19 protein-coding genes are annotated in these 23,949 nt (G+C 32.5%); 12 read left to right on the top strand and 7 right to left on the bottom strand.

Going from position 1 to position 23,949, the window contains the following annotated elements:
* From pruA to PQF96_RS17485, 3 genes are all read left to right on the top strand, one after another.
* Entirely contained in the window at positions 1 to 1,629 is a 1,629-nt protein-coding gene (pruA, locus tag PQF96_RS17495; RefSeq protein WP_271767623.1) for an L-glutamate gamma-semialdehyde dehydrogenase, read from the top strand.
* Positions 1,630 to 1,732: 103 nt separating this feature from the next.
* On the top strand, positions 1,733 to 2,842 hold the full coding sequence (locus tag PQF96_RS17490; protein ID WP_271767622.1) for an FAD-dependent oxidoreductase: 1,110 nt from the start codon (positions 1,733 to 1,735) through the stop codon (positions 2,840 to 2,842).
* A 54-nt stretch (positions 2,843 to 2,896) separates the two neighbouring features.
* Complete coding sequence (locus PQF96_RS17485; protein WP_271767621.1) at positions 2,897 to 3,364, top strand: GNAT family N-acetyltransferase; 468 nt, start codon at positions 2,897 to 2,899, stop codon at positions 3,362 to 3,364.
* Between the two features lie 49 nt (positions 3,365 to 3,413).
* Here the strand turns inward: PQF96_RS17485 and PQF96_RS17480 are convergent, their stop codons facing one another.
* The 3 genes from PQF96_RS17480 to rsmG form a co-directional block, all read right to left on the bottom strand.
* On the bottom strand, positions 3,414 to 4,526 hold the full coding sequence (locus PQF96_RS17480) for a YARHG domain-containing protein (RefSeq protein WP_271767620.1): 1,113 nt from the start codon (positions 4,524 to 4,526) through the stop codon (positions 3,414 to 3,416).
* Positions 4,527 to 4,550: 24 nt separating this feature from the next.
* Positions 4,551 to 5,876 (bottom strand): M949_RS01915 family surface polysaccharide biosynthesis protein, encoded by a 1,326-nt coding sequence (locus tag PQF96_RS17475; RefSeq protein WP_271767619.1) that lies wholly within the window; start codon positions 5,874 to 5,876, stop codon positions 4,551 to 4,553.
* 201 nt (positions 5,877 to 6,077) lie between these two features.
* A complete protein-coding gene (gene rsmG / locus PQF96_RS17470; protein WP_109438711.1) occupies positions 6,078 to 6,707 on the bottom strand; it encodes a 16S rRNA (guanine(527)-N(7))-methyltransferase RsmG in 630 nt (209 codons plus the stop codon).
* Between the two features lie 139 nt (positions 6,708 to 6,846).
* Here rsmG and PQF96_RS17465 point away from each other — a divergent pair, with 139 nt between their 5' ends.
* The 3 genes from PQF96_RS17465 to PQF96_RS17455 all read left to right on the top strand — a co-directional run bounded on the left by PQF96_RS17465 (position 6,847) and on the right by PQF96_RS17455 (position 9,702).
* Entirely contained in the window at positions 6,847 to 7,950 is a 1,104-nt protein-coding gene (locus tag PQF96_RS17465) for a fatty acid desaturase family protein (RefSeq protein WP_109438860.1), read from the top strand.
* A gap of 40 nt (positions 7,951 to 7,990) precedes the next feature.
* The gene (locus tag PQF96_RS17460; RefSeq protein ID WP_271767644.1) at positions 7,991 to 9,178 is read left to right on the top strand and encodes a pyridoxal phosphate-dependent aminotransferase; all 1,188 of its coding nucleotides are present in this window, start codon (positions 7,991 to 7,993) and stop codon (positions 9,176 to 9,178) included.
* A gap of 236 nt (positions 9,179 to 9,414) precedes the next feature.
* Positions 9,415 to 9,702 (top strand): hypothetical protein, encoded by a 288-nt coding sequence (locus PQF96_RS17455; RefSeq protein ID WP_271767618.1) that lies wholly within the window; start codon positions 9,415 to 9,417, stop codon positions 9,700 to 9,702.
* A gap of 21 nt (positions 9,703 to 9,723) precedes the next feature.
* On the opposite strand, the gene PQF96_RS17450 is transcribed toward PQF96_RS17455, so the two are convergent.
* Positions 9,724 to 11,220: a TrkH family potassium uptake protein gene (locus PQF96_RS17450; RefSeq protein ID WP_109438713.1), complete on the bottom strand. Its 1,497-nt coding sequence runs from the start codon at positions 11,218 to 11,220 to the stop codon at positions 9,724 to 9,726.
* A gap of 1 nt (position 11,221) precedes the next feature.
* Positions 11,222 to 12,571 (bottom strand): Trk system potassium transporter TrkA, encoded by a 1,350-nt coding sequence (trkA, locus tag PQF96_RS17445; protein WP_143917100.1) that lies wholly within the window; start codon positions 12,569 to 12,571, stop codon positions 11,222 to 11,224.
* 209 nt (positions 12,572 to 12,780) lie between these two features.
* On the opposite strand from trkA, the gene ubiE reads away from it, so the two are divergent.
* Together ubiE and porT are read left to right on the top strand one after the other, a co-directional pair.
* A complete protein-coding gene (gene ubiE / locus PQF96_RS17440) occupies positions 12,781 to 13,509 on the top strand; it encodes a bifunctional demethylmenaquinone methyltransferase/2-methoxy-6-polyprenyl-1,4-benzoquinol methylase UbiE (protein ID WP_109438715.1) in 729 nt (242 codons plus the stop codon).
* Between the two features lies 1 nt (position 13,510).
* On the top strand, positions 13,511 to 14,218 hold the full coding sequence (gene porT, locus PQF96_RS17435) for a type IX secretion/gliding motility protein PorT/SprT (protein WP_109438716.1): 708 nt from the start codon (positions 13,511 to 13,513) through the stop codon (positions 14,216 to 14,218).
* Positions 14,219 to 14,224: 6 nt separating this feature from the next.
* Here porT and PQF96_RS17430 read toward each other — a convergent pair whose 3' ends face one another.
* The gene (locus tag PQF96_RS17430; protein ID WP_271767617.1) at positions 14,225 to 14,956 is read right to left on the bottom strand and encodes a TrmH family RNA methyltransferase; all 732 of its coding nucleotides are present in this window, start codon (positions 14,954 to 14,956) and stop codon (positions 14,225 to 14,227) included.
* 37 nt (positions 14,957 to 14,993) lie between these two features.
* Between PQF96_RS17430 and tamL the strand changes: the two genes are divergently transcribed.
* The 4 genes from tamL to PQF96_RS17410 all read left to right on the top strand — a co-directional run bounded on the left by tamL (position 14,994) and on the right by PQF96_RS17410 (position 22,909).
* Positions 14,994 to 17,567, top strand: a complete 2,574-nt coding sequence (gene tamL / locus PQF96_RS17425; protein ID WP_271767616.1) for a translocation and assembly module lipoprotein TamL — start codon at positions 14,994 to 14,996, stop codon at positions 17,565 to 17,567.
* Positions 17,568 to 17,766: 199 nt separating this feature from the next.
* Positions 17,767 to 18,834 (top strand): class II fructose-bisphosphate aldolase, encoded by a 1,068-nt coding sequence (gene fbaA, locus PQF96_RS17420; protein WP_109438718.1) that lies wholly within the window; start codon positions 17,767 to 17,769, stop codon positions 18,832 to 18,834.
* A gap of 66 nt (positions 18,835 to 18,900) precedes the next feature.
* Positions 18,901 to 19,758 (top strand): acetyl-CoA carboxylase, carboxyltransferase subunit beta, encoded by an 858-nt coding sequence (gene accD, locus PQF96_RS17415; RefSeq protein WP_109438719.1) that lies wholly within the window; start codon positions 18,901 to 18,903, stop codon positions 19,756 to 19,758.
* Between the two features lie 280 nt (positions 19,759 to 20,038).
* The gene (locus PQF96_RS17410) at positions 20,039 to 22,909 is read left to right on the top strand and encodes a GNAT family N-acetyltransferase (RefSeq protein ID WP_271767615.1); all 2,871 of its coding nucleotides are present in this window, start codon (positions 20,039 to 20,041) and stop codon (positions 22,907 to 22,909) included.
* A 120-nt stretch (positions 22,910 to 23,029) separates the two neighbouring features.
* Here PQF96_RS17410 and PQF96_RS17405 read toward each other — a convergent pair whose 3' ends face one another.
* On the bottom strand, positions 23,030 to 23,857 hold the full coding sequence (locus PQF96_RS17405) for a hypothetical protein (RefSeq protein ID WP_271767614.1): 828 nt from the start codon (positions 23,855 to 23,857) through the stop codon (positions 23,030 to 23,032).
* Between the last annotated feature and the right edge of the window lie 92 nt (positions 23,858 to 23,949).

The raw sequence follows: 23,949 nt of genomic DNA, 5'->3' as shown, positions 1-23,949 counted from the left end.
ATGGGAAAAGGATTTTTTCAAGTTCCTACAGCTATAAACGAGCCTGTAAAGTCATATGCTCCTGGAACTCCTGAAAGGGAAGAAGTTTTGGCAACATATACAGAAATGTACAATACTACTATCGACGTACCTTTATATATTAATGGCGAAGAAATTAGAACCGGAGACACTGCTACAATGACTCCTCCACATGAGCACCAACACATACTGGGAACATACCATAGAGCAGAAAAACAACACATCCAGAAAGCAATTGATACTGCATTGGATGCCAGACAGCAATGGGCCGATCTTGCATGGGAACAACGTGCTGCAATTTTCTTAAAAGCTGCCGAATTAATTGCAGGACCTTACCGCGCAAAAATCAATGCAGCTACTATGCTAGCCCAGTCCAAAAATATATTTCAAGCAGAAATTGATGCTGCTTGTGAGTTTATTGATTTCTTACGTTTTAATGTAGAATTCATGACTCAAATTTATGAAGATCAACCAGATTCTACTTCGGGTGCATGGAATCGATTAGAATATCGCCCATTGGAAGGTTTTGTATATGCTATTACTCCATTTAACTTCACCGCTATTTCAGGAAATCTTCCCGCAAGTGCTGCTTTAATGGGAAACACTGTCGTATGGAAACCTAGTGATAGTCAAATTTATTCAGCAAAAGTCATTGTTGATATTTTTAAAGAAGCTGGTGTTCCTGATGGCGTGATTAATGTTGTATATGGTGATCCTGTAATGATTACAGATACGGTTTTGGCTAGTCCTGATTTTGCAGGAATTCACTTCACAGGAAGCACACATGTTTTTAAAGATATTTGGGCAAAAATCGGAACTAATATTCATAATTATAAAACATATCCAAGAATTGTAGGAGAAACCGGTGGTAAAGATTTTATTGTTGCTCACCCTAGTGCAAATGCAAAACAAGTTGCCACAGGAATTTCTCGCGGTGCATTCGAATTTCAAGGACAAAAATGTAGTGCCGCTTCCAGAGCATATATCCCGAAAAGCCTATGGACTGATGTAGAGAAGTTTTTAAAAGAAGATATAAAGTCTTTCAAAATGGGATCTCCAGAAGATATGAGTAACTTTATCACTGCTGTGATTCATGAAGGGTCTTTTGATAAACTAGCCAAATATATTGATCAGGCTAAAAATGATAATGATGCAGAAATCATTGCTGGAGGTAATTATGATAAAACTAAAGGATATTTTATAGAACCTACGGTAATCCTTGCAAAAGATCCAAAATACACAACAATGTGTACTGAACTTTTTGGCCCTGTGATCACAATTTATGTATATGATGACAACCAATGGTCAGAAACCTTAAAGTTAGTTGATGAAACCAGTGAATATGCCTTAACCGGAGCTATATTTTCTACTGATCGTTATGCTGCGGCGGAAGCTACCAAAGCGTTACAAAATAGCGCAGGTAATTTCTATATCAATGATAAACCAACTGGTGCAGTCGTAGGGCAACAACCATTTGGTGGTGCCAGAGCATCAGGAACTAATGACAAAGCAGGATCATACCTCAACTTACTGCGTTGGGTATCTCCTCGTACTATAAAAGAGACTTTTGTCACACCGGTAGATTACAGGTATCCTTTCTTAGGAGAATAAACCTACTATACCCAAACAAAAAAAGCGTCCATTGGACGCTTTTTTTGTTTGGGTATACCGGCTTAAACATTTAATTTTACTTGAAACCATATATATACACAAAATGAAGAAGGTACTAATTGCGGGAGGAGGAATAGCAGGGCTTGCTATTGCTAGGATGCTCCAGCACAAAGGGCATCATATAACACTAATAGAAAAACAACCCAAATGGCAAATTTCGGGTACTGGGCTATATATCCCTTCTAACGGAATTGTAGCTTTAGATAAAATAGGGTTAGGTGATATGGTTAGAAAAGAAGGTTTTATAGTAAGTTCTCGACATATTATGGATTCAAATGCCAAAATGTTACTAAAGCTAGATCTCGAAAAAATATGGGGAAGAAAAAAAGCTTGTGTTGGAATTAAAAGAAAAAAACTTCATGATATTCTTATAGATGGTATTGATAAGGTTAACATCCTATTTGACACTACTATAAAAAATTTAAAAACCGATCCTCAATATATCGATATTGAATTATCTAATGGTCACAAAGAAAAATACGACTTGGTTATCGGAGCTGATGGTCTATATTCTAAAACCAGAACATTGATATTTGGAGATATCCCTTTGAGAAAAGTTACCGCTCAAGTGTGTCGTTTCATCATCAAAAAACCTAAAAAAGTCAATTCATGGACACTATTTATAAGTGCTATAGGCCAATTTCTAATTATTCCAATAGATAACGATTCTGCATATTGCTATGTAAATCGAAAAACAAAAGGCCTAAAAACATTTGACAAAGACCTCTATATGGAACCTTTCAAAAAATTTGCTTCTCCCGTTCCTGAAATTCTTGAAGAGTGGTCTCCTGATCATTCTTATTGGAATGACCTTGAAGAACTCCCAAAACTACCTATTATGGGTGATGGAAGACTAGTGCTAATTGGAGATGCCGCACACGGAATGCCTCCTTTTATGGCTCAAGGAGGAGCATTAGCTCTTGAAGATGCTGCAGTGCTTGCAACCCTATTAGAAGATGAGGATTGGAGCAACGTAGCTTCTACTTTCTCCAAAAACAGAACGCATCGTATTGAATGGACAAGGATTCGTAACCAAAAACGAGAAAAACTTTCTAAACTACCGTATTGGATTGCTAAACTAGGATTAAAAAAAGTAGGAGAAAAAAACTGGACTGAAGATTACAAACCACTTGCCGAAACTCCGAACTGGTAGGTTAACAATAAAACTCTATTTAGCGCACATAAAAAACAATAAATTTTGAAAAACATGATTACAATACGAACCGCCAAAACAGAAGATCTCCCAATACTTCTTAATTTTGAACAATTACTCATTGAAGCAGAGCGTCCAATGGATGTTACTTTAAAATTAGAAAAGATTAGCTATTATGATATAGGTGCCTACATCATGGCTGATCATACCCAGGTAGTCGTTGCCGAAATTGATGGAGAAATTGTAGGGAGCGGCTATGGACAAATTAGAGATCGAAAGGACTTTTTTAAACAAAAACAACTTGGATATATCGGTTTTATGTATGTAAAAGAAGAACACCGCGGTAAAGGAATAAGTCAAATGGTAATCCAAAATCTATATGAATGGTTCAGAAGTAAAAACCTTGAAGAAGTTCGCTTAACCGTCTATGAAAAAAACCCCAGAGCTATAAAAGCTTACGAAAAAACAGGTTTTGAGAAACATTTAATCGAAATGCGGGTCAATCTAAAAGATCAAGATTAAAAAAATCAATATTCTAAATAAATATCGTTGTTAATTTTAATGCCTTGTCTTAGAAAGAGACATTAGCTTTTAAAAACTTTAACCAATTTTTCTCTGCTTTTGTCAAAGGTTCTAATTCTGCAACATAAGTAGGATTTTTTGTATACCAGGATTGTTTCTGATAATATGCTTGTATAAAATCTGTTTTAAAAACATATCCTCTCCTTGCATAGGGTAAATTTCTTAAAATCTTATACGATTTTTCATCTTTTACATCTTGTAATTTTTCCTGAAAGGAAATATCAAAAGGAATAATTGTACATTCTTGTGCATCAAACTCTTCTTTTTGACAATACTGGAAATTCCTGGATGACGATATATATAACTCATCTTTGGATACGAAATTTTTCTTATGAAATGTCAGGGAACCTTCTTCAATATAAAAATCTGTAAATTCCCTCTCTTTATTAAAACTCTTCAATCCTTTTCCTGTTATTTCCCAATCGTCATTACCGGAATAAAATGACTTATTGATACTAAAACTCGCTTCATTTCCCATATCAACAATAAGTGTAAAATTGTCTATCTGCTTATTGGACCAACGATTAGCAGCAGTTAATATATAATCAAATGAATACTTATCCATTACCGAACCTGAAAGCTTAAAGATATACTTATGCCTAATTACATTCTTTCCTTTTTTAAAATTTGCATTAAAATGATAGACATAATAAAATTCGGGGTCATTGGTATTAAAATCACTCCCTATAACTTCATTTTCTGTCTTTGCCAGAATCTCACCATTTTTATAATATAAGCTATCTGAAACGATAGCAGTTTTGTAAGAAAGGTTAACAGTATTCATCTCTACTGAAAATCTATTAATATATGGATGCTTTCCATTAATGGGATATCCATCTACATCTCCAGAAGGAGACGGTGCTTCAAAACCCACAAGAACCTTTTTGTCATTACCATGATTATAAAACTCATAGTATACATCTACACTCAAAAACTCTTCCTTATACCGGGTTACTTTCAATATTTCTTTTGTAACAGCAATATCTGCATCGGTTATAGGAACCAAATGATTTCCACTTGCATAATAGGCTCCATCATTGGCAAAAAAAACCTGTGTAGTTGCTATAAGCAACCATAAAAGACATCGTATACTATACTTCATATTCACAATTTATAAAAATCAAGTTTATCCAGCCATATCACTCCTATCATATATCAATCTATCTCCTTCTAAGGTAAAATATAAAAATATATTATACTCTCCGCAAGCCTCTTCCTCTTCTACATCTCTACCCGTATTTATCCCGTAACTAATAGATAACTTATTTTCATTCAAATATATTGAATATATATAATCACAATTATCTCCGGGAATTTCAACCGTTTTATCTACTGTATAACTATCTTTTAATGCGTTTAAATCCAAATGCTGAAATAGTTGATAAAGACTTGGGTGACTTTTTTCTGATAGTATGGTTGATTTTTCAATAAAGACTTGTCGCGTTAAGTACCCATTTTGAGCTTCTATGAGCTTATTTAACTCTTCATCTCTTTTTACAAATAGATAATCTTTGGTGGGAAAATCAATAAATTTAGACAATTCTACCTTATTTTGATCTGCAAGTGCTTTTTTCATCTTTTGAAGCTGATTTACAACCAAATAATTTAAATAAAACTTGTTATTATCCGGAGTATATCCATCTATAGCTTCTATTTCATCGCTATATTTTGTTTGATTTCCTCCCCCCATATGGGTAGCTCCCAATGCCATTTCCTTTTTCCAACCTCCAGGGAAATAAGCATGTCCTTTCTCTGTCATCATCTGCATCTTTTGTTTTACTACATGCTGTATTTTGAAAGGCAACATATAAAACTCTTTATCCACAGTAGTATATCGTTCATCATCCATTTCGCTATTCTGATGTCGTATTCCTATCTTTTTCCCTTTATAATAAATTAAAATCTTAACCCTTCCATCATTATACATGTCTTGACCCGATGAACCATAAATAACTAAAGGATCTATCAACCCATCTTTATCCAAATCTGAAAACTCAGAATATTTTGTCCAAAACCAAATTGATTCTTCACCTTCCTTTTTAAAATCATTTGTAGTATAATTAATTTTAAATTGTTTATCTCTATATATTAAATTAAATGCTCTAATACTATCATACAGCGATTCTTCCTTTTCATTGGTTTTTAAAAAGTGTTCTGTAAAAACTGCATAATGTTCACCTTCGTGGTCGTTATAAACATATGCTTTCCAAATCCCGTAATTTATCCCTAACTGATCTTTTATCTTCTTTGTAAAAAGGGATTGAATTTCTTCCTTAGAAAGCTCTCTTGATGGCTCTATAAGAACGACCTGGTCAAGAGTTTCTGTTTTCATTACCGTTATCGAGTCTATTTTGGAATCTTTATGACTCGTCTCAGTTTGTGACTTACTACTTTGCTCTTGACAGGATATAAAAATCAGTATAAGTAAGCATGTTAGTAATTTCTTTATCATACAGAATCATCTTAAATTATTTGTCTCTTTATATCGGTTCTAATGGTTTAAAACACACATTCTACAAAAAAGGGTTTGAACGGTAATTTTAAAACACTAAAATACTTTTAATTTTAATGATATCTATCAGCGATAAAAACTTGCTTGATTTTAATGAATATTTGATAATCATTTATTATTATTCGCAGTAAATAGCAAACATTAAACTTTATATTTTAATGGCAAGTACACTACTTTTTTAGTTTCGAAAAACTCAGAATCAAAATAATCAGAAAGTTTATATTCTATTGCTTTTGGGAATAACGATAATTCTTCGGTTAGATCACCTCCTTTAAGATACAAAATACCATTTTGAAATTCGTGTTTATCCTTTTTCAAAGTGTTCTTGCGAATCCATTTTACAAAATCGGGCATATTGGTAACTGCGCGACTCACTATAAAGTCGAAACGATCATCAAAAGTTCCCGCCCTACGTTGCTCTGCTTTTACATTTGATAAACTCAGTGCTTTAGCTACTTCATTAACAACACGTATCTTTTTGGCTATTACATCAATTAAATAAAACTGAGTTTCTGGAAATAAAATTGCCAATGGTATCCCTGGAAAACCCCCTCCTGTGCCAACATCTAACACCTTCGCTCCGGGAACAAACTTCATAACTCTGGCTATCCCAAGAGAATGCAATACATGCCGTTCATAAAGTGATTCAATATCTTTACGCGAAATCACATTAATTTTGGCGTTCCACTCTGCATATAATTCTCCCAGTTTTGAGAACTGAACTTTTTGTTCTTCTGTAAGGTTCGGGAAGTATTTTAGTATAATATCCATCAATAATTAAATTAAAGCACAAAAATACATGTTAAGATCATATATTTTACTTCTTTTTAGGAACTTAAAAAAATTTAAATACCTAACTTTACCCAATATAATTATAATCAATAACGTTTGGTTATAAACCTCAATAATGATGACTACACCTAACATACGTTTTAGCAGAGTAGATTCTGCAAAATTCTTTAGAACACTTAACAAACGTGTTAACTTGTATTTCAAGGAAAACAACATCAAACGGACAGGGAACTGGAAGTTACACCTGAAAGCAATTGTTATGTTCTCTATGTTTTTAACTCCATATTTTCTAATGCTTACGCTTGACATTTCACAATGGTGGATGCTATTGCTAACTATAATAATGGGAGTAGGAATGGCTGGTGTAGGTATGAATGTAATGCACGATGGTAATCATGATTCATATTCTTCAAAAAAATGGATCAATAAGTTAATGGGAAGTAGTTTATACATTCTAGCTGGCAATGTTTATAATTGGCAAGTACAGCATAATGTTCTTCACCATACCTATACAAATATTCATGGACATGATGAGGATATGGATGCAGGAAGAGTTATTCGTTTTACTAAGCATGCAAAATGGAGACGTTTTCATAAGTTTCAGCACTATTATTCCATATTTTTATATGGATTGCTAACTTTTAATTGGGCACTTACAACAGATTTTAAACAAACCAAAAATTATTTGGCCCGTAAGCTTTCATATGGCAAATTACCAAGTCCCTTAAAACAATGGAGTACAATTGTTGTTACCAAAATTATTTATGTATCTATCTGGATTGTAATCCCTATGATTTTTATGTCCATAGCCTGGTGGAAAATCTTAATAGGATTTTTTGTAATGCATTATGTTGCAGGATTAATACTAAGTGTTGTATTTCAACTTGCTCATATGGTAGAAGAGGCGCAAATGCCAATACCAGATAAAACAGGTACTATGAAAAACACATGGGCTATCCATCAGTTATTTACAACAGTTAATTTTTCAACAAAAAATAGATTAGTCAATTGGTTTACTGGCGGTTTGAACCATCAGGTGGAACACCACATTTTTCCACATATAAGCCACGTTCATTATACCAAAATCTCTAAAATCGTAAAACAAACGGCATTAGAGTTTAATTTACCATATAATGAATACAAGAGTACTCGCAAGGCTATCATTGCACATTTCAAACACCTTAAGGAAATGGGGATGAAGCCTGCGACAATACAATCATAACTTTTATTTACCAATTAAAATGAGCACACAAGTATCGGAAATGAGTATTCAGTTATCAGACAAAATTAACGCGCTTAAAGCATCCGCAACACTTGCCATGGCTGCAAAAGCAAGAGAATTAAGAGCAGAAGGAAAAGACATTATTGGCCTTAGCCTGGGTGAGCCGGATTTTAACACTCCAGACTTCATCAAAGATGCAGCTATTCAAGCTGTAAATGATAATTACAATTCATACACTCCTGTTGATGGATATGTAGAATTAAAAGACGCGATCATAACAAAATTTAAGCGTGATAACAGCCTCACTTATGATCGCTCACAAATTGTTGTATCTACAGGAGCTAAACAAGCACTTTATAATGTTGCTCAAGTATGCCTAAACCCAGGAGATGAGGTAATTCTTCCTTGCCCATATTGGGTAAGCTATAGCGATATCGTAAAACTATCAGGAGGGGTACCTGTTGAAGTAAAGACCGCAATTGATACTGATTTTAAAATAACTGCAGAGCAGCTAGAAAAAGCGATCACACCAAAAACTAAAATGTTATGGTATAGTTCTCCTTGTAACCCTAGTGGATCTATTTATAGTAAAGAAGAGTTAAGAGCAATAGCAGATGTATTACAGAAACATCCTGATATCATTGTGGTAAGTGATGAAATCTATGAACATATTAATTATGTTGGAGGCCATGCATCAATGGCTCAATTTGAAGATATGTTTAACCGTACAGTAACTGTTAATGGTGTTGCAAAAGCATTTGCAATGACTGGATGGAGAATTGGATATATTGGAGCTCCCGCTACAATTGCCAGAGCATGTAATAAAATGCAAGGCCAAGTAACTAGTGGAGCCAATTGTATCGCCCAACGTGCGGTAATTACAGCACTAGAAGCTCCAGTTAGCAAAATCCAGTACATGGTTGATGAATTTAAAGAACGCAGAAAATTAATCCTTAATCTGCTATCTGAAATTCCTGGATTTGAATGCAATGAACCTGAGGGAGCATTTTATGTTTTTCCTGATATTTCATATTACTTTGGAAAAACAATTAAAGGGCATACCATAGAAAACGCAACAGATTTTTCTATGTTTTTATTAGAAGAGTCAAATGTAGCAACAGTTACGGGTGTAGCTTTTGGTAATGGCAACTGCATTAGAATATCATATGCTGCAAGTAAAGAACAAATTATAGAAGCAATCAAAAGAATTAAAGAAGCTGTTAGCTAATTACTTTATTGCTTTATTTTTAAAAAATATCCGGTTATCTCCACCATAAGATAATCGGTTTTTTTAATCTGTTTGTTTTTTTGGAAAACACTAACAAATTTTAACCTTATTTTATCATTATTAATTCATCCTCTTAGATACTAAACAAACAAAATTAAAGTTATACTCTTTTATTACTTAAATAAGCTGTATTAACCTAAAACAGTGATTATAAAACCAACTTAAACCAAATCGTCATGGACACCATGGAAAAAGAACGTATCGTCAAAAAAAACATACTTGAACTTTACCGAGAAAACTTCAATGTATACCAAACAGATGATGAGATCTTAAATATTAACCCTAAAAAGGAATCTGGGTCTAATTACATTAGATATTATGAATCCATATTAGATATTTTCTTCATAGAAGAAGAACATCTTGATAGTATTACAGGAAAGGTAAAAGACACTATTAAGAAAGTGGCGGAGCTATGGACTACATTACCAAACTCATCTGCAACCTGGAATTGGCAAATGCAATAATTGCGAAATCTTTTTCGACCTTTATCTGTTTCTCCAAAAGAACGGAGTAAGAAGTATCAACACTGTAAAGAGCTCTAGCCTTCCTATTAACATAAGGAAACAACACCACCATTTCCCAATATCAGGAAGCACGTCAAAGTTATTTACTGGACTAAGTTTACCAAAAGCAGGACCAACATTCCCCAAAGAGGATGCGGCTCCTCCTATTGCTGTTTCAAAATCTAACCCTAAAGCTCCAAGCACCACTGACCCAATAATAAATGCCAGCATATATAGAATAAAAAATGCTATTATATTAAATACAATTTCTTTAGAAACTGCTTTTGTATTATATCGAACTGGTAAAATCGCTCTTGGATGCAGAGTACGTTTAAATTCTAAAATTCCATTTTTAATGGTTATTAAATGTCTCATTACTTTTATACCTCCTGAAGTAGAACCTGCAGACCCTCCTAAAAACATAATCCCAAAGAAAAGAATAGTCAAAAACGGAGTCCACATTGTAAAATCTGCACTAACAAATCCTGTTGTGGTAATTACAGCTACTACTTGAAACAAAGCATGACGAAAAGCACTTTCTGCTTCTCCCCATACCATTGGATGATCAATCGATGAAATAGATGGATCAGATTTAAAGTAAATCACAACCGTAGCAATTAGGGTAAATACAACGGTAAATAAAGTATAAAACTTGAATTCTTCATCTTTTATAATTTTTTGAATCTTACCTTTAAACCCAAAATAACTAAGGACAAAATTCATTCCAGCCAGGAACATAAATAATATAATAATATACTGTATAATCGGTTTATCATTCCAATATGCTACACTAGCATTTTTAGTAGAAAACCCCCCAGTAGACAATGTACTTAACGCATGATTTATAGCATCAAAAAAGTTCATTCCTGCAAGTTTCAAAAGAATGGTTTCAGCAACTGTATATCCAAAATAAATCAACCATAATCGTTTTGCAGTATCTGTAATTCTTGGATGTAATTTGTCTGCACTAGGACCTGGAGCTTCGGCAGCAAAAAGTTGCATCCCCCCTATTCCTAACAACGGTAAAATTGCGATAGCTAACACAATAATTCCCATTCCACCAATCCAATGTGTTAAACTACGCCAAAACAACACTCCTTTCGGAACAATTTCTATTTCATTGAGAATAGAAGCTCCTGTAGTAGTATATCCAGACATGGTCTCAAAAAAGGCATTCGTAAATCCAGGAATAGCACCAGAAAACAAATATGGCAGGGTTCCGCTGAGCGACATAAAAATCCACCCAAATGTTACTACGATATATCCTTCTCGTTTATTAATTTCTTTTTGATGTTCTCTTGTTAAAAACATCAACACTATACCAATAAACATCGTAGCAAAAGACGCCATCATGATCTCTATGGTAACACCATCTTTATAAATAAAACTAATGATCGCAGCAATTAACATGAAACAACCATTACAGAGTAGTAATAACCCCATAATGTGCGAGATGATTTTATAGTTTAATCTAGACATCTTACAAGAACAACTTTTCTATCTTCTTAATGGATTTAGGAAGACAGCATACCACGACTCTATCTCCTGCCTGAATATAAAAATCACCCAATGGGATCATTCCAATTCCGTCTCGTATCACTCCTGCAATTATTGCTGACCTTGGAAAATCTAAATCTTTTATCAGGTTCTCACTTACTTCTGAAGTTGGCTTAACAATAAACTCAAGTAATTCGGCATTCATATTATTAAGTTTGGTCATAGCAACAACCTCTCCTTTTCTAATAAACCTAAAAATATTGTTAGCAGCTAATAGCTTTTTATTTATTAGAGTATCAATACCTATAGAATGTGACAATTGGAAATAATCCATATTTTCGACCAATGCAATAGTCTTTCTTACTCCTTTAGATTTTGCCACAAGACATGACATAATATTAGTCTCAGAATTCCCTGTAACAGCTATAAAGGCATCCATACGATCAATACCTTCTTCTTGCAATAACTCAACATTTCTCCCATCACCATTAATTATCAAAGCATTCGGCAAATCATCAGCAAGATCAAAAGACTTATCCTTATCTTTCTCAATAAGTTTTACTCTAAACTTATGATCACAGAGGTCACAAGAAGTTTTAAATCCTATCTTACTTCCTCCAAGAATCATAACATTCTTGATTTGTTCTTTTACTTTTCCTGTCAATTTATAGAGTTCTTCTACCCCACCTTGAGAAGTTACAAAATACACCTGATCTCCTTCTTTAAAAGTTGTATCTCCTCTTGGTATTAAGGTGTATTGAGTACCTGACCGCTGAATAGCAATTGGCATAAAATGTAATTCTGGAAAGACATCTGCGGCTTCTCTAACCGATTTCCCAACAAATAAAGCTTCTTTAGACAGTGTCGTTCCCACCATAGTTAACGCTCCATCTTCAAACTCATAACTACCATGAAATGCAGATTGATTAAGAAGGAGTTCAATTTCACTGGCCGCAAGAGCTTCTGGAGAAATCAATTCATCTATTCCAAATTTTGTAAACCCAACCTCTTCTTTATTTTCTATAAATTCTGCATTCGAAATTCTAGCAATAGTACGTTTAGCTCCTAATTGTTTTGCTAATACACATATTGTGATATTTGTTGTTTCACTAGAGGTGACACTGATCACCATATCCACATTCTCTACTCTTGCTTCTTTTAATATAGCAATTGATGTAGAATCTCCTTTAATAACTCTAATATCTAGGTGAGTATCTGCATAGTTAAGACACTCCTTATCTGTATCTATAAGCGTAATGTCTTGAGACTCAAAAGAGAGTAATTTAGCCAAATGAAACCCCACCTCACCAGCTCCGGCAATAATGATTTTCATTGGTTTTGTTTATTGTTTTCCATCTAAAGATAAAATCAATCTAAGATTTATTTTTTACTAAAAATATAACAAGTAAAGAATCTTAGAATATAAAAGCGTACAAAGATAATGTAAATTGAGTAACTGATAAAATTTGATTATCACCAACTTAATTAAAATCTATTCTGACGATCAATATCAAAAATGTATATTTGCCTAAATTTTTTTGAATGTCTGAAAAAATAACACCATATAAAGATAAATCGAGATCTAAGAAAGAGCAGGTCGCCGAGATGTTTGATACGATTTCCAAAAACTATGATGGGCTAAATCGTGTTATTTCTTTCGGTATAGATGTAAAATGGCGTAAAAAAGTAGTTCGTCTTGTAAGTAAAACCAATCCTGAAAGAATTTTGGATGTAGCTACAGGAACAGGTGATTTAGCTATTAATTTATCTAAAACAGGGGCATCAGAAATAATAGGCCTTGATATTTCTGCAGGAATGCTAGATGTAGGAAAACATAAAATTACTGCTAAAAAATTAGATAATGTAATTCATATGGTACAAGGAGACAGCGAAAGTTTACCTTATGAAGAAAATTATTTTGATGCAATTACTGTAGCTTTTGGGGTAAGAAATTTTGAAAATTTAGAGAAAGGACTTTCTGAAATTTTCAGAGTTCTTAAACCCGGTGGAATATTTGTAATTCTAGAAACTTCTATTCCAACCAAAACGCCCTATAAACAAGGGTATAAGTTTTATTCGAGTACCATTTTACCTCTTGTAGGAAAGTTGTTTTCCAAAGACAAATCGGCATACTCCTATCTACGTGAAAGTGCAGCTGCTTTTCCTTATGGAGAGGCACTCAACAATATTTTGAGAAAAATTGGGTTTATAGAAGTCAAAGATAACCCACAAACTTTTGGTGTTGCTACAATTTATACAGCCACAAAATAATATGAAAAAACTATTTATCTTAATTGCTGTTTTAGTATGTACTCAAAACTTGAGTGCTCAATTATTTTCTAAAGAAAAAGTTCAAAATCTTCAGAACTTTGATAAACCTAGGTTTAGTTATGGTTATATTCTTGGATTCAATAGTTATGATTTTAATTTTGATTATACTGCTGATGCTCCAAATACGGATATTATCGTGGATAAAACAACAGGTTTTAGTGTTGGGCTTTTAGGGAATATGAGAATTAATGATTATTTTGATCTTAGACTAGAACCAATGGTTACTTTCACCACACGTAATCTCACCTTTTCTAGCCCAGAATTCACCACCGATTTTGACGCTAATAGAGAAGTAAAATCGACATATGTTCACATACCTCTATTATTAAAGATATCTACTAAACGAATTAACAATATTAAACCTTTCATTGTAGGTGGTATTTCTACCTCTCTCAACCTATCCAGTAATGAAGATAATCCTGATGATAATAATGCAGGACAATTTAGAATGAAAACGAATACCAATTATTATGAGATTGGTTTTGGGGTAGATCTTTATTTATTTTATTTTAAATTCACTCCTTCGATACGTGGAGTGTTTGCCATGTCTGATGAATTGGTAAAAGACAATGACCCTAATAGTCCATATACATCGACTATCGACAAGATGTCAACAAGAGGAATTTTTATAAATTTCACATTCCAATAGTCTAGTTTAAGATCTTCTAAATTCGTTAAGAACAATAGCTGTAGCAGTAGCTACATTAAGACTTTCTGTTTCTTTACTAGCCCCAAACTGAGGTATTGTAATTTGGTGTTCGATAATATCTTGAATATCTTTTGAAATTCCGTTTGCTTCATTCCCCATTATTACAATGGCCTGTTCTGGTAATTCTTCTGCATAAATAGAATTTCCATCCATAAAAGTCCCAAAAACTTTTAAAACACCCACTTTATCTGTTAAAAACTCTTTCAAATCTACATAGCTAATATTTACTCTCGTTATAGACCCCATTGTTGCCTGAATGACTTTTGGATTATAGCAATCGACGGTTTGATCAGAACAAATTAAATCTTTTATCCCGAACCAATCACACAATCGAATTATAGTACCTAAATTACCAGGATCTCTAACATCATCTAATGCAAGAATTAAATGATCTAAGGTTACTTTTTTGGTTTCTGGAATATAAAATATTGCCAAAGCGACTTGTGGTGTGGTTAAAAAACTTATCTGTTTTAGTTCTTCTTTGTTGATTTCATACTCACATGATGTAGGAATATCAAAAATATTTGGATCCAAAGTAAAAAGAGAATGCAGTTTCATACCAGCTTCAAGTAACTCTTTTATCACCTTTTTACCTTCAGCAACAAATAAACCATGTTGTTTTCGGTATTTTTTTTGATATAAACTCTTTATTAGTTTCTTTTGGTTTTTGCTAACCATACAAATAGTGTATTTTTGAATCAATAATGAATACGGATTGAAAGACTTTCTGACAAAAATATTATTAATTACTATAACCACCATCTTTTTATTTTCGTGTGATGCGGTAAAAAGAGTTCCGGAAAGCAAATATTTATTAGAAAAAAATCAAATTTTTGTTGATAGCGTTAAAACCAAAGACGTTAAGCTCTACAATCAATTATACCAAAAACCTAATACCAAACTATTAGGAATTCCTGTCAGGCTTCATATATACAACTTAGCCAAAGTTAATCAAGATTCTCTATATAAAGATTGGTTGGTACGAAAACCAAAAAGGAAAAAGAGAATTACTCATTTTCTTTCTAAAAAACAAGTAGATCGTTTAGGTGTTGGTTTAAATGGAATAAACGAATGGGTAAAAAGCACAGGAGAATCACCATCTATTCTTGATGAATCCAAAATAAAACGGTCTGTAAAAAGATTACAATCATATTATTGGAATAATGGTTGGTTTAATATTGAAGCTGACTATAAAATTAACACAAAAGACAATAAAACAGCTACAGTAGATTATTATGTAAAACCTCATCAACCCTATTTAATCGATTCCCTAACCTCCAAAATAGAGTCTACAGTCGCTGATTCTATTTATCAACTCCATACAGAAAAATCGACAATTATTTCTGGAAAACAATACAAAACATCAGATATAGAAGAGGAAAGAGAACGACTAACATATTTATTTAGAAATTCTGGATTATATCATTTTGAAAAAGAATTCATAAAATTTGATGCAGATACAATAAACACGGGTCACAAAGTAAACTTAAATCTTCTTATAAAGAATCGCCCTGTAACTTTTGCAGATTCTACAGCAAGAATTCCTTTTAGAGTACATAAAATAAGTAAAGTAAATATTTTCACTGATTACTCTTATCAAAATAGAAATCAAACACCAAAAGACAGTACTTCTTATAAAGGATATAAAATTTATGGCTTTGAGAAAATAAAATATACTCGTAAAGCACTTACAAATTCTGTTTTAATAACACCTGGCGAAATTTTCAGAGACAAGGATCGTACTTTTACATATAACCAAATTAATAACTTAAGAACGTTTAAATATCCAAATATCAGATACGACATAGATCCTAATGATGGAGAAAGTCTTATTGCCAATATTTTATTAACCCCCAAGAAAAAATATAGTACAAGTGTTCAATTTGATGTATCTACTTCTAGTATACAAGCATTTGGAATAGGTTTTGGAGGCTCCTTATTAATCAGAAATGTTTTTGGAGGTGCAGAAATTTTAGAAATTTCTGCCAGAGGTAGTATTGGTTCTTCTAGTGATGCTGTAGACGGAGGACAAAAGTTCTTCAACATATCAGAAGTTGGAACCGATGTAAAACTATCATTTCCAAAAATAGTTTTCCCTTTCAAAACCAATAAAATTATCCCAAAACACATGTCCCCGACAACTAACCTTATCTTCGGGATAAATATCCAGCAGAATATTGGCCTTGATAAACAAAATGCTACTGGAGTATTTAACTACCAATGGAAACCAAACAATACCATAACCAATCAATTAGATATTGTTAATGTTCAATATGTTAGAAATTTAAATACCAATAATTATTTCAATATTTACAGAACTTCATTTGGTCGATTAAACAATATTGCCACACAAGTACTTCAGCCAGATTCTCCATTCTTTGTACAACCAGATACCGGAACCCCAAACATAAACGATGCTGTCTTAAACATCCCTAGCGGAGCTAACAGTTTTATAGACGAATCTTTAGGCACAACTCCAAATTCTAATTTAACTACGGATCAGTTACAAGAAATTAGCAATATTAATGAGCGTAAAGTACGATTAACAGAAGACAATCTAATTCTTGCTTCTAGTTACACCTATACAAAAAACAATAGAGAAAATCTCTATGACGAAGAATATTCTAGATTTAGAGCTAAAATAGAATTTGCGGGTAATGTCTTAAGTACGATCTCTGATATAGCTGGTCTTAAGAAAAATTCTAATGATCGTTTTGAAGTTTTTGGTGTTGAATTTTCACAATATGCAAAAACGGAATTGGATTATATCAAACATTGGGATTTAGGAAGAAAAAATATAATTGCTTTTAGAACATTTGGAGGTATAGCAATACCCTATGGCAATGCCGATAACATTCCTTTTGCCCGAAGTTTTTTTGGAGGTGGACCAAATGATAATAGAGCATGGCTTGCATATGACCTTGGCCCTGGTAGTAGTGGAGGAAGAAATGAATTTAATGAAGCTAATATGAAAATAGCATCAAATCTTGAGTATCGATATAATATTTTAGGATCTCTTCATGGTGCTTTATTTATCGATGCAGGAAATATCTGGAATGTTTTAGATAGTGTAGAGGAAGAAGATGCTGTATTCTCTAAACTAGATGACATACAAGAAATAGCCGTTGGAAGTGGTTTTGGTTTTAGGTATGATTTTAATTTCTTTGTTTTAAGACTTGATGTTGGTTTTAAAACCTTTAACCCAGCCAGTGATAATGATAAAAGGTGGTTTAAAGGATACAACTTTTCTGAAGCCATTTATAACTTTGGTATTAATTACCCTTTTTAATCAACACTTATTATCAACATCACAGTATTTTAATTCTTAGTTTGCAAAAGGGATCACTATAATATTATTTCCTATGACCACACCTGATTGTTTACTCTTTGCAACAGGTTTAATTTGATGTACTTTAATCATTATACTAATCGTATAGGTTTATATATAATTTTACTATTTTTGTACCCTTATAAACCAAAACTAAATTATGAGTCACAACATCAAACCGGGAGTTGCTACAGGAGACGAAGTACAAGCAATTTTTGAATATGCGAAACAAAAAGGTTTTGCATTACCTGCAGTTAATGTAATCGGTTCTAATACAATTAACGCTGTTTTAGAAACCGCTGCAGAATTAAACTCTCCTGTAATTATTCAATTCTCTAATGGAGGGGCGCAATTCAACGCAGGAAAAGGATTATCTAATGCCGATCAAAAAGCTGCAATAGCTGGAGCTACCGCAGGTGCAAGGCATGTACATTTAATGGCCGAAGCTTATGGAGTACCTGTAATTTTGCATACTGACCACTGTGCAAAAAAATTACTTCCTTGGATCGACGGATTACTTGACGCAGGAGAAGCTTTTTTCAAAGAAACAGGAAAACCACTTTATAGTTCTCACATGATTGATTTATCAGAAGAACCAATCGAAGAGAATATCGAAATTTGTAAGGAATATTTGGCTCGTATGAGTAAAATGGGCATGACTTTAGAAATTGAATTGGGAATTACCGGAGGTGAGGAAGACGGAGTTGACAACAGTGATGTTGATGATTCTAAGCTTTACACTCAACCAGAAGAAGTTGCATATGCTTATGAAGAATTAAGCAAAGTAAGTGATAAATTCACTGTAGCTGCTGCTTTTGGTAATGTTCACGGAGTATATAAACCTGGAAATGTAAAACTAACACCAAAAATTCTTAAAAACTCTCAAGAATTTATTTCCGAAAAATATAATGTCGAGCCTAACCACATCGATTTTGTATTTCATGGAGGAAGTGGATCTACTCTTGAAGAAATCAGAGAAGCTATTGGATATGGTGTAATCAAAATGAATATAGATACAGATCTTCAGTTTGCCTTTAATGAAGGAATTCGTGATTATATGACAAGTAAAGTTGAATATCTAAAGACACAAATAGGTAACCCTGACGGAGCAGAAGAACCTAATAAAAAATACTATGATCCTAGAAAATGGTTACGAGAAGGAGAAATTACCTTTAAGAACCGTCTTAAAAAGGCTTTCGAGGATTTAAACAATGTAAATACATTGTAGTACTACTAAAAAACCAAAGCTGAAACTTATTTAAATAAGTTTCAGCTTTTTTTAATACAATAATTTATGGCTTGGTTTAAGAGAACACAAAAAGGTATACAAACAGCTACCGAAGACAAAAAAGACGTACCAAAAGGACTTTGGTATAAGTCTCCTACAGGAAAAATTGTTGACGCAGAGCAACTTGAGAAAAATTTCTATGTAAGTCCAGAAGATGGGTATCATGTAAGAATAGGGAGTAAAGAATACTTTGAAATTCTATTTGATGATAACAAATACAAAGAATTAGACAAAAGCGTTACCTCAAAAGACCCTCTTAAATTCGAAGACAAGAAGAAATACGTTGATCGTCTTAAAGACGCACAAGAAAAAACAAAATTAAAAGACGCAGTTAGAACAGCGGTAGGTAAATCCAACGGAAATGACATTGTTATTGCTTGTATGGATTTTGCATTTATTGGAGGTTCTATGGGAAGTGTAGTAGGTGAAAAAATTTCTAGAGCTGCTGATTATGCTTTAAAAAACAAAATTCCATTTATGATTATCTCTAAATCGGGAGGTGCTCGTATGATGGAAGCAGCATTATCTTTAATGCAATTGGCCAAAACATCGGCAAAACTAGCTCAATTAGCAGATGCAGGGATACCTTATATATCTTTATGTACTGATCCAACTACAGGAGGTACTACTGCTTCTTTTGCGATGTTAGGAGATATCAATATTGCAGAACCAGGAGCATTAATTGGATTTGCTGGACCTCGTGTAGTAAGAGATACTACAGGAAAAGAACTTCCTGATGGTTTCCAGACTTCAGAATTCTTAAAAGAACACGGATTCCTTGACTTTATTACTCCTAGACAAGAATTAAAACAACGAATAAATCTATATTTAAATTTAATTTTGAATAGACCGTTAGCGAATTAGTCTATATCGACATAAAAATGAACTCACCCGGCTTTATGTCGGGTTTTTTATTCTCAAAAAACAAACTTAAATCTCATATCTTTTTCAAAAACAGTCATTTACCTTAAAAAAAAGGGATATTCCCCTCTTACAAACATTATTCTTATCTAATATTTTTGTTTTATAAAGCATATAGATCAATAGACTACTAAAAATTGATTTATTCATATCCAGATTTCCCCTACTCGATAAACACCACACCCCTTTTAAAAGATTATACACAGCTTAAAAGCATAAAATCATGAAAAGAAACACTCTTATCACAAAACCTAATTCACTTTCCCCAAAATCACCATTCGAAAACTATAGAAAATCAGAACTATCCAAAACATTAATTCCAAAACCTGAAATTTTTATATCTAAAAATCAGAACGAAAATACTTTTAAAAATTTATTAGCAGATCTTCAAAGTATAGGAATCTCTAACATTTCATTTTTTAACTTATTATCTAATTACGAACTAAATAGTATTTCAGAAATAATCAGTTATCTACATTTAATAGTTAATCGCGAAGATTATCATCCAGAAAACCTATTGTTCCATCAAAGATTACTGAGTATTATCCCTCCCAAACACTATAAAGCATTATCAAAACTGTTGCAGGAGAATTATCATAGTATTGCTTTTTCAGAAGAAACTATAAATTTTATCGAAGATGAAAAAATAGTAAAAATAATTGATGAAATTTTGTTTCAATACATGGGTTTACTATACAGCAAAACCGAACTTCATCCAACCAATACAAACCTTAACCTCAGGAGTAAGATTAGGCTATTAGAATCTATAAATACACTTTTGTCCGAAGATCTCAATATTATGCTTTACTTTCAGATGATAAGCACTTATGGCGGTCTTCAAGCCTACTATCAGAATAACAAAATCACCAGTGAAATTTTAAGAAAGATATCTCATAAAGGTTTTGATACAGATTATATAATTTTTAACTCTTCACAGATTCATAGTATCGGTCCCAGTAAACTAGAAAAGCAAACGGAGTGGGATGAAAGATTGCTTCAGATCATTAAAAAAATATTAGGTAGTAAAGATGAAAAACCAGAAGTTGACATCAAACAGAATAGAAATAAATTATTCAATATAATTAAAGAACATTATACCTTACTAAAAAACAAAAAGGATAAAGTTGCTGCTTTGGAGATTATTAATCTAATTTCTCCTGCCCTGGATAAAGGTCATTCCATTCTAAAAAAACAAAATAAGTTAGATGAAGAAGTAAAAATAGATAATCTTAAATTAGAATTGGACTACATTAAAGATATCCTACAAAATTACGAAGGTAAATTACCTAAACCCAGAAAATTATACGCAGTCAGAAGTTCTAAAAATATTCCTGAATTACTGTTTGATAACAAGAGATTATCATGCTGTATATTTAAACCGACAGGACTCTTTCATGGAGAAATAACAAGATTGACTCTTAATCCAACGACACCGATTATCGAATTTTGGTTGGAACCTTATCAGGAATTTCTCGGAATAGCAACATTATACTTAGGTGTAAATCGATTAGGGCAAAAAACTATTTTGGTAGATACAGTAGAATATGACAATCGTCTTCTTGAGTTAAGAGGAAATAACGGAACGATGAAATTCATTTTAAATTCAATCCTAATGGATGCGCATCAGGCAGGATCCAAAAAAGTGGTCATCTTTGCTGCCCCTTATGGAAAACCAATAAACTTTGTAAATTATATAAAAAAATTTAGCGAGAAACAAGCTAGTATTTCTTTTCATGAAGCATATTATTTTGAATCTGTAGATCCTGACAATACTGCACTTCATTCTTCATCAAATTCAAAACATCATTATACTGTTGCTCTTGGGTACAACAAACCTTTAAAAGGTGTAATTGACTATGGGTTCACTCAAGTGGGCGCAAATAAAGTTGAAAAATTAGTTGATGGTAATAAAGGAGTATTCGAAATTGATGTAGAAGAATATATAAAAGAGAATAAATTGATATCGCAAATTCATAAAAAGGAAAAAACAAGCTTTTCTACTCCAAAAATGTTAATCGATCGCCAACCTGATTATCATGAAACAACTATAAATGAAAGAAAAGAGAAAGTGATTGACAAATTTACAAAGAAACTAAGTGAAAAGCTTTCTAATCCCAAAATTGAAATTACTAACAAAGCATTTAGCGATGAATTGATAGAAGAATTGTTATCTATTGAAAAGGATTCTTTTTCTAACGAATTAAGATATTCTACTGATGATATCAAAAAAAGACTACAGCAAAAAGCTTCTCAGATAATAATGATATATGAAAACAAAACACCTGTTGGATTTATTTTATCTTATGTAAGCCCTAACTTATCAAATGAGATTATTTATCTCGATACTATTGGTATCATTTCTGAAAAACAAAATCTGGGATTAGGACAAATAATGTTACAATTATATTCTAAAATTTCACTTTTTGATGGTTTTTCTCAAATATATGTTCTTACTGAAAAAGGTGAAAAATCAGAAAGCCTAATCAAGTTTTATAAAAGGAATGGATTTGAATTAATCCCTAGTCAATTTAAATCAATCAGCAATCTTTTGATAAAGCAACTAACATTAAAAATAAAAGAAAATATTGAAGATTTTGAGGTATTAAAAACTGAATTAGTAACAACTTTAAAAAAAATCATTCCTTCTCCAGAAGTAGAAATTTTATTTGATCTAGATCACAATGCTCTTCAGGTCATTATTGACCTTGAAAAAGAATTTGATATCGATTTAAGGTATAACAGAGAAGAATTAAAAGAAAGATCCAATTATAAAGACACCTTCCTGGCGATTATAAAAGATGATGGAATCCCAATAGCCTCTAGCTTATGCTATTATGACCCTTCTTTATTAGATCATACGATATTTTTTGATACCATGTGTATAAGACAAAAGTATCAATCAAAAGGAATAGGAAAACTGATCGTTAAAAGCATGCTAGATATATCAAAATTATCAAAATATTCTCAAGCATTATTTTATTGTAAAAATGTTAGCAAAGAAGGTATCAATCTTATTGAATTTTATAAAAAACTTGGTGCAAGAATAGTAGAAGTTTTGGAAGACAAAACCAAAATGATTTTTCAAGTCAAATAACGTTTCTTCCTATATCTATAGTAAATAGATAAACTAAAATCTATTAACTAAGTAAAAGCAAATAAAAAACACCTATTTGACTATAGGTGTTTTTCTAAGTATGCTTGTAACTGATTTAGCTCATAACTCAATTTCATATTCTTCTCCATCAGAACTTGTAAACATTGCCAGATTATCACACAATCCGTCTCCATAATTTAATGAACCACTATAATTTGTTCTTACCATGTCTACAACTCCACTAACCAGGAATCTACAACCAGCTTCACGACGTAATGGAGTCTTAATGGTTGTACTATGCATGTTTCCGTTTTTAAAATTAGTTGCCCACTCTCCTGTAATTAAGAAAACATTATCTCCCCAATTTCCATTAAAAGAACCTTCAATCCATTCTCGGGTTTTGGTTCCTGTTCTAGATGCCTCTGTACCATCTGCAAAAGTAACTACCAGATCCATATTCATAATATATTGAGGATTACCATTATCATTGGCCTTTTGTCTTGTAACCGTTCTAGATCCAGAAAACTGAATATCATTTACAAAGAAGTCTTCAAGAGTATAATTAATGACTAATGTCATCGCATCGACATTCCTAGTATAAGACATATTTACTTTTCCTTTTAAAATATATCCACTACGCACTTCACACCCTTCGGTTCCAAAATCTACGATCACTTCTTTTGAAGTGCCTGTTATCTCAATGGTTACCATAGCACATTCTGGCAAAAAAGGATGAATAGGACTTTTAACAATACTCTCTTCATGTTCATATGTTTGTAAAAATATATCACTTATTACCTCTGTAGTATTATCTACTTTGGCATTAAGTTCTGTCTCTTCTACATTGAAAGATTGTAAAGTTTGATTTTCTGATTCATCTTTGTCACAATTAACTAAAAGCATAGAAAAAAAGACAATTACACTGAATCTAATTAAGTTACTTTTCATAATATTTAATTTTAACGTTACTAGAATTAAGACCTGAAATCTGTCAAAACGTTTAATTTCAATATGTTTTTTACTATAAAATGTATTTCTAA

This window comes from Aquimarina algiphila (assembly GCF_947494415.1).
In the GTDB taxonomy this organism is placed as follows: domain Bacteria; phylum Bacteroidota; class Bacteroidia; order Flavobacteriales; family Flavobacteriaceae; genus Aquimarina; species Aquimarina algiphila.
The sequence above is the reverse complement of the archived record's forward strand: the minus strand, read 5'-3'. Positions and strand labels throughout refer to the sequence as shown.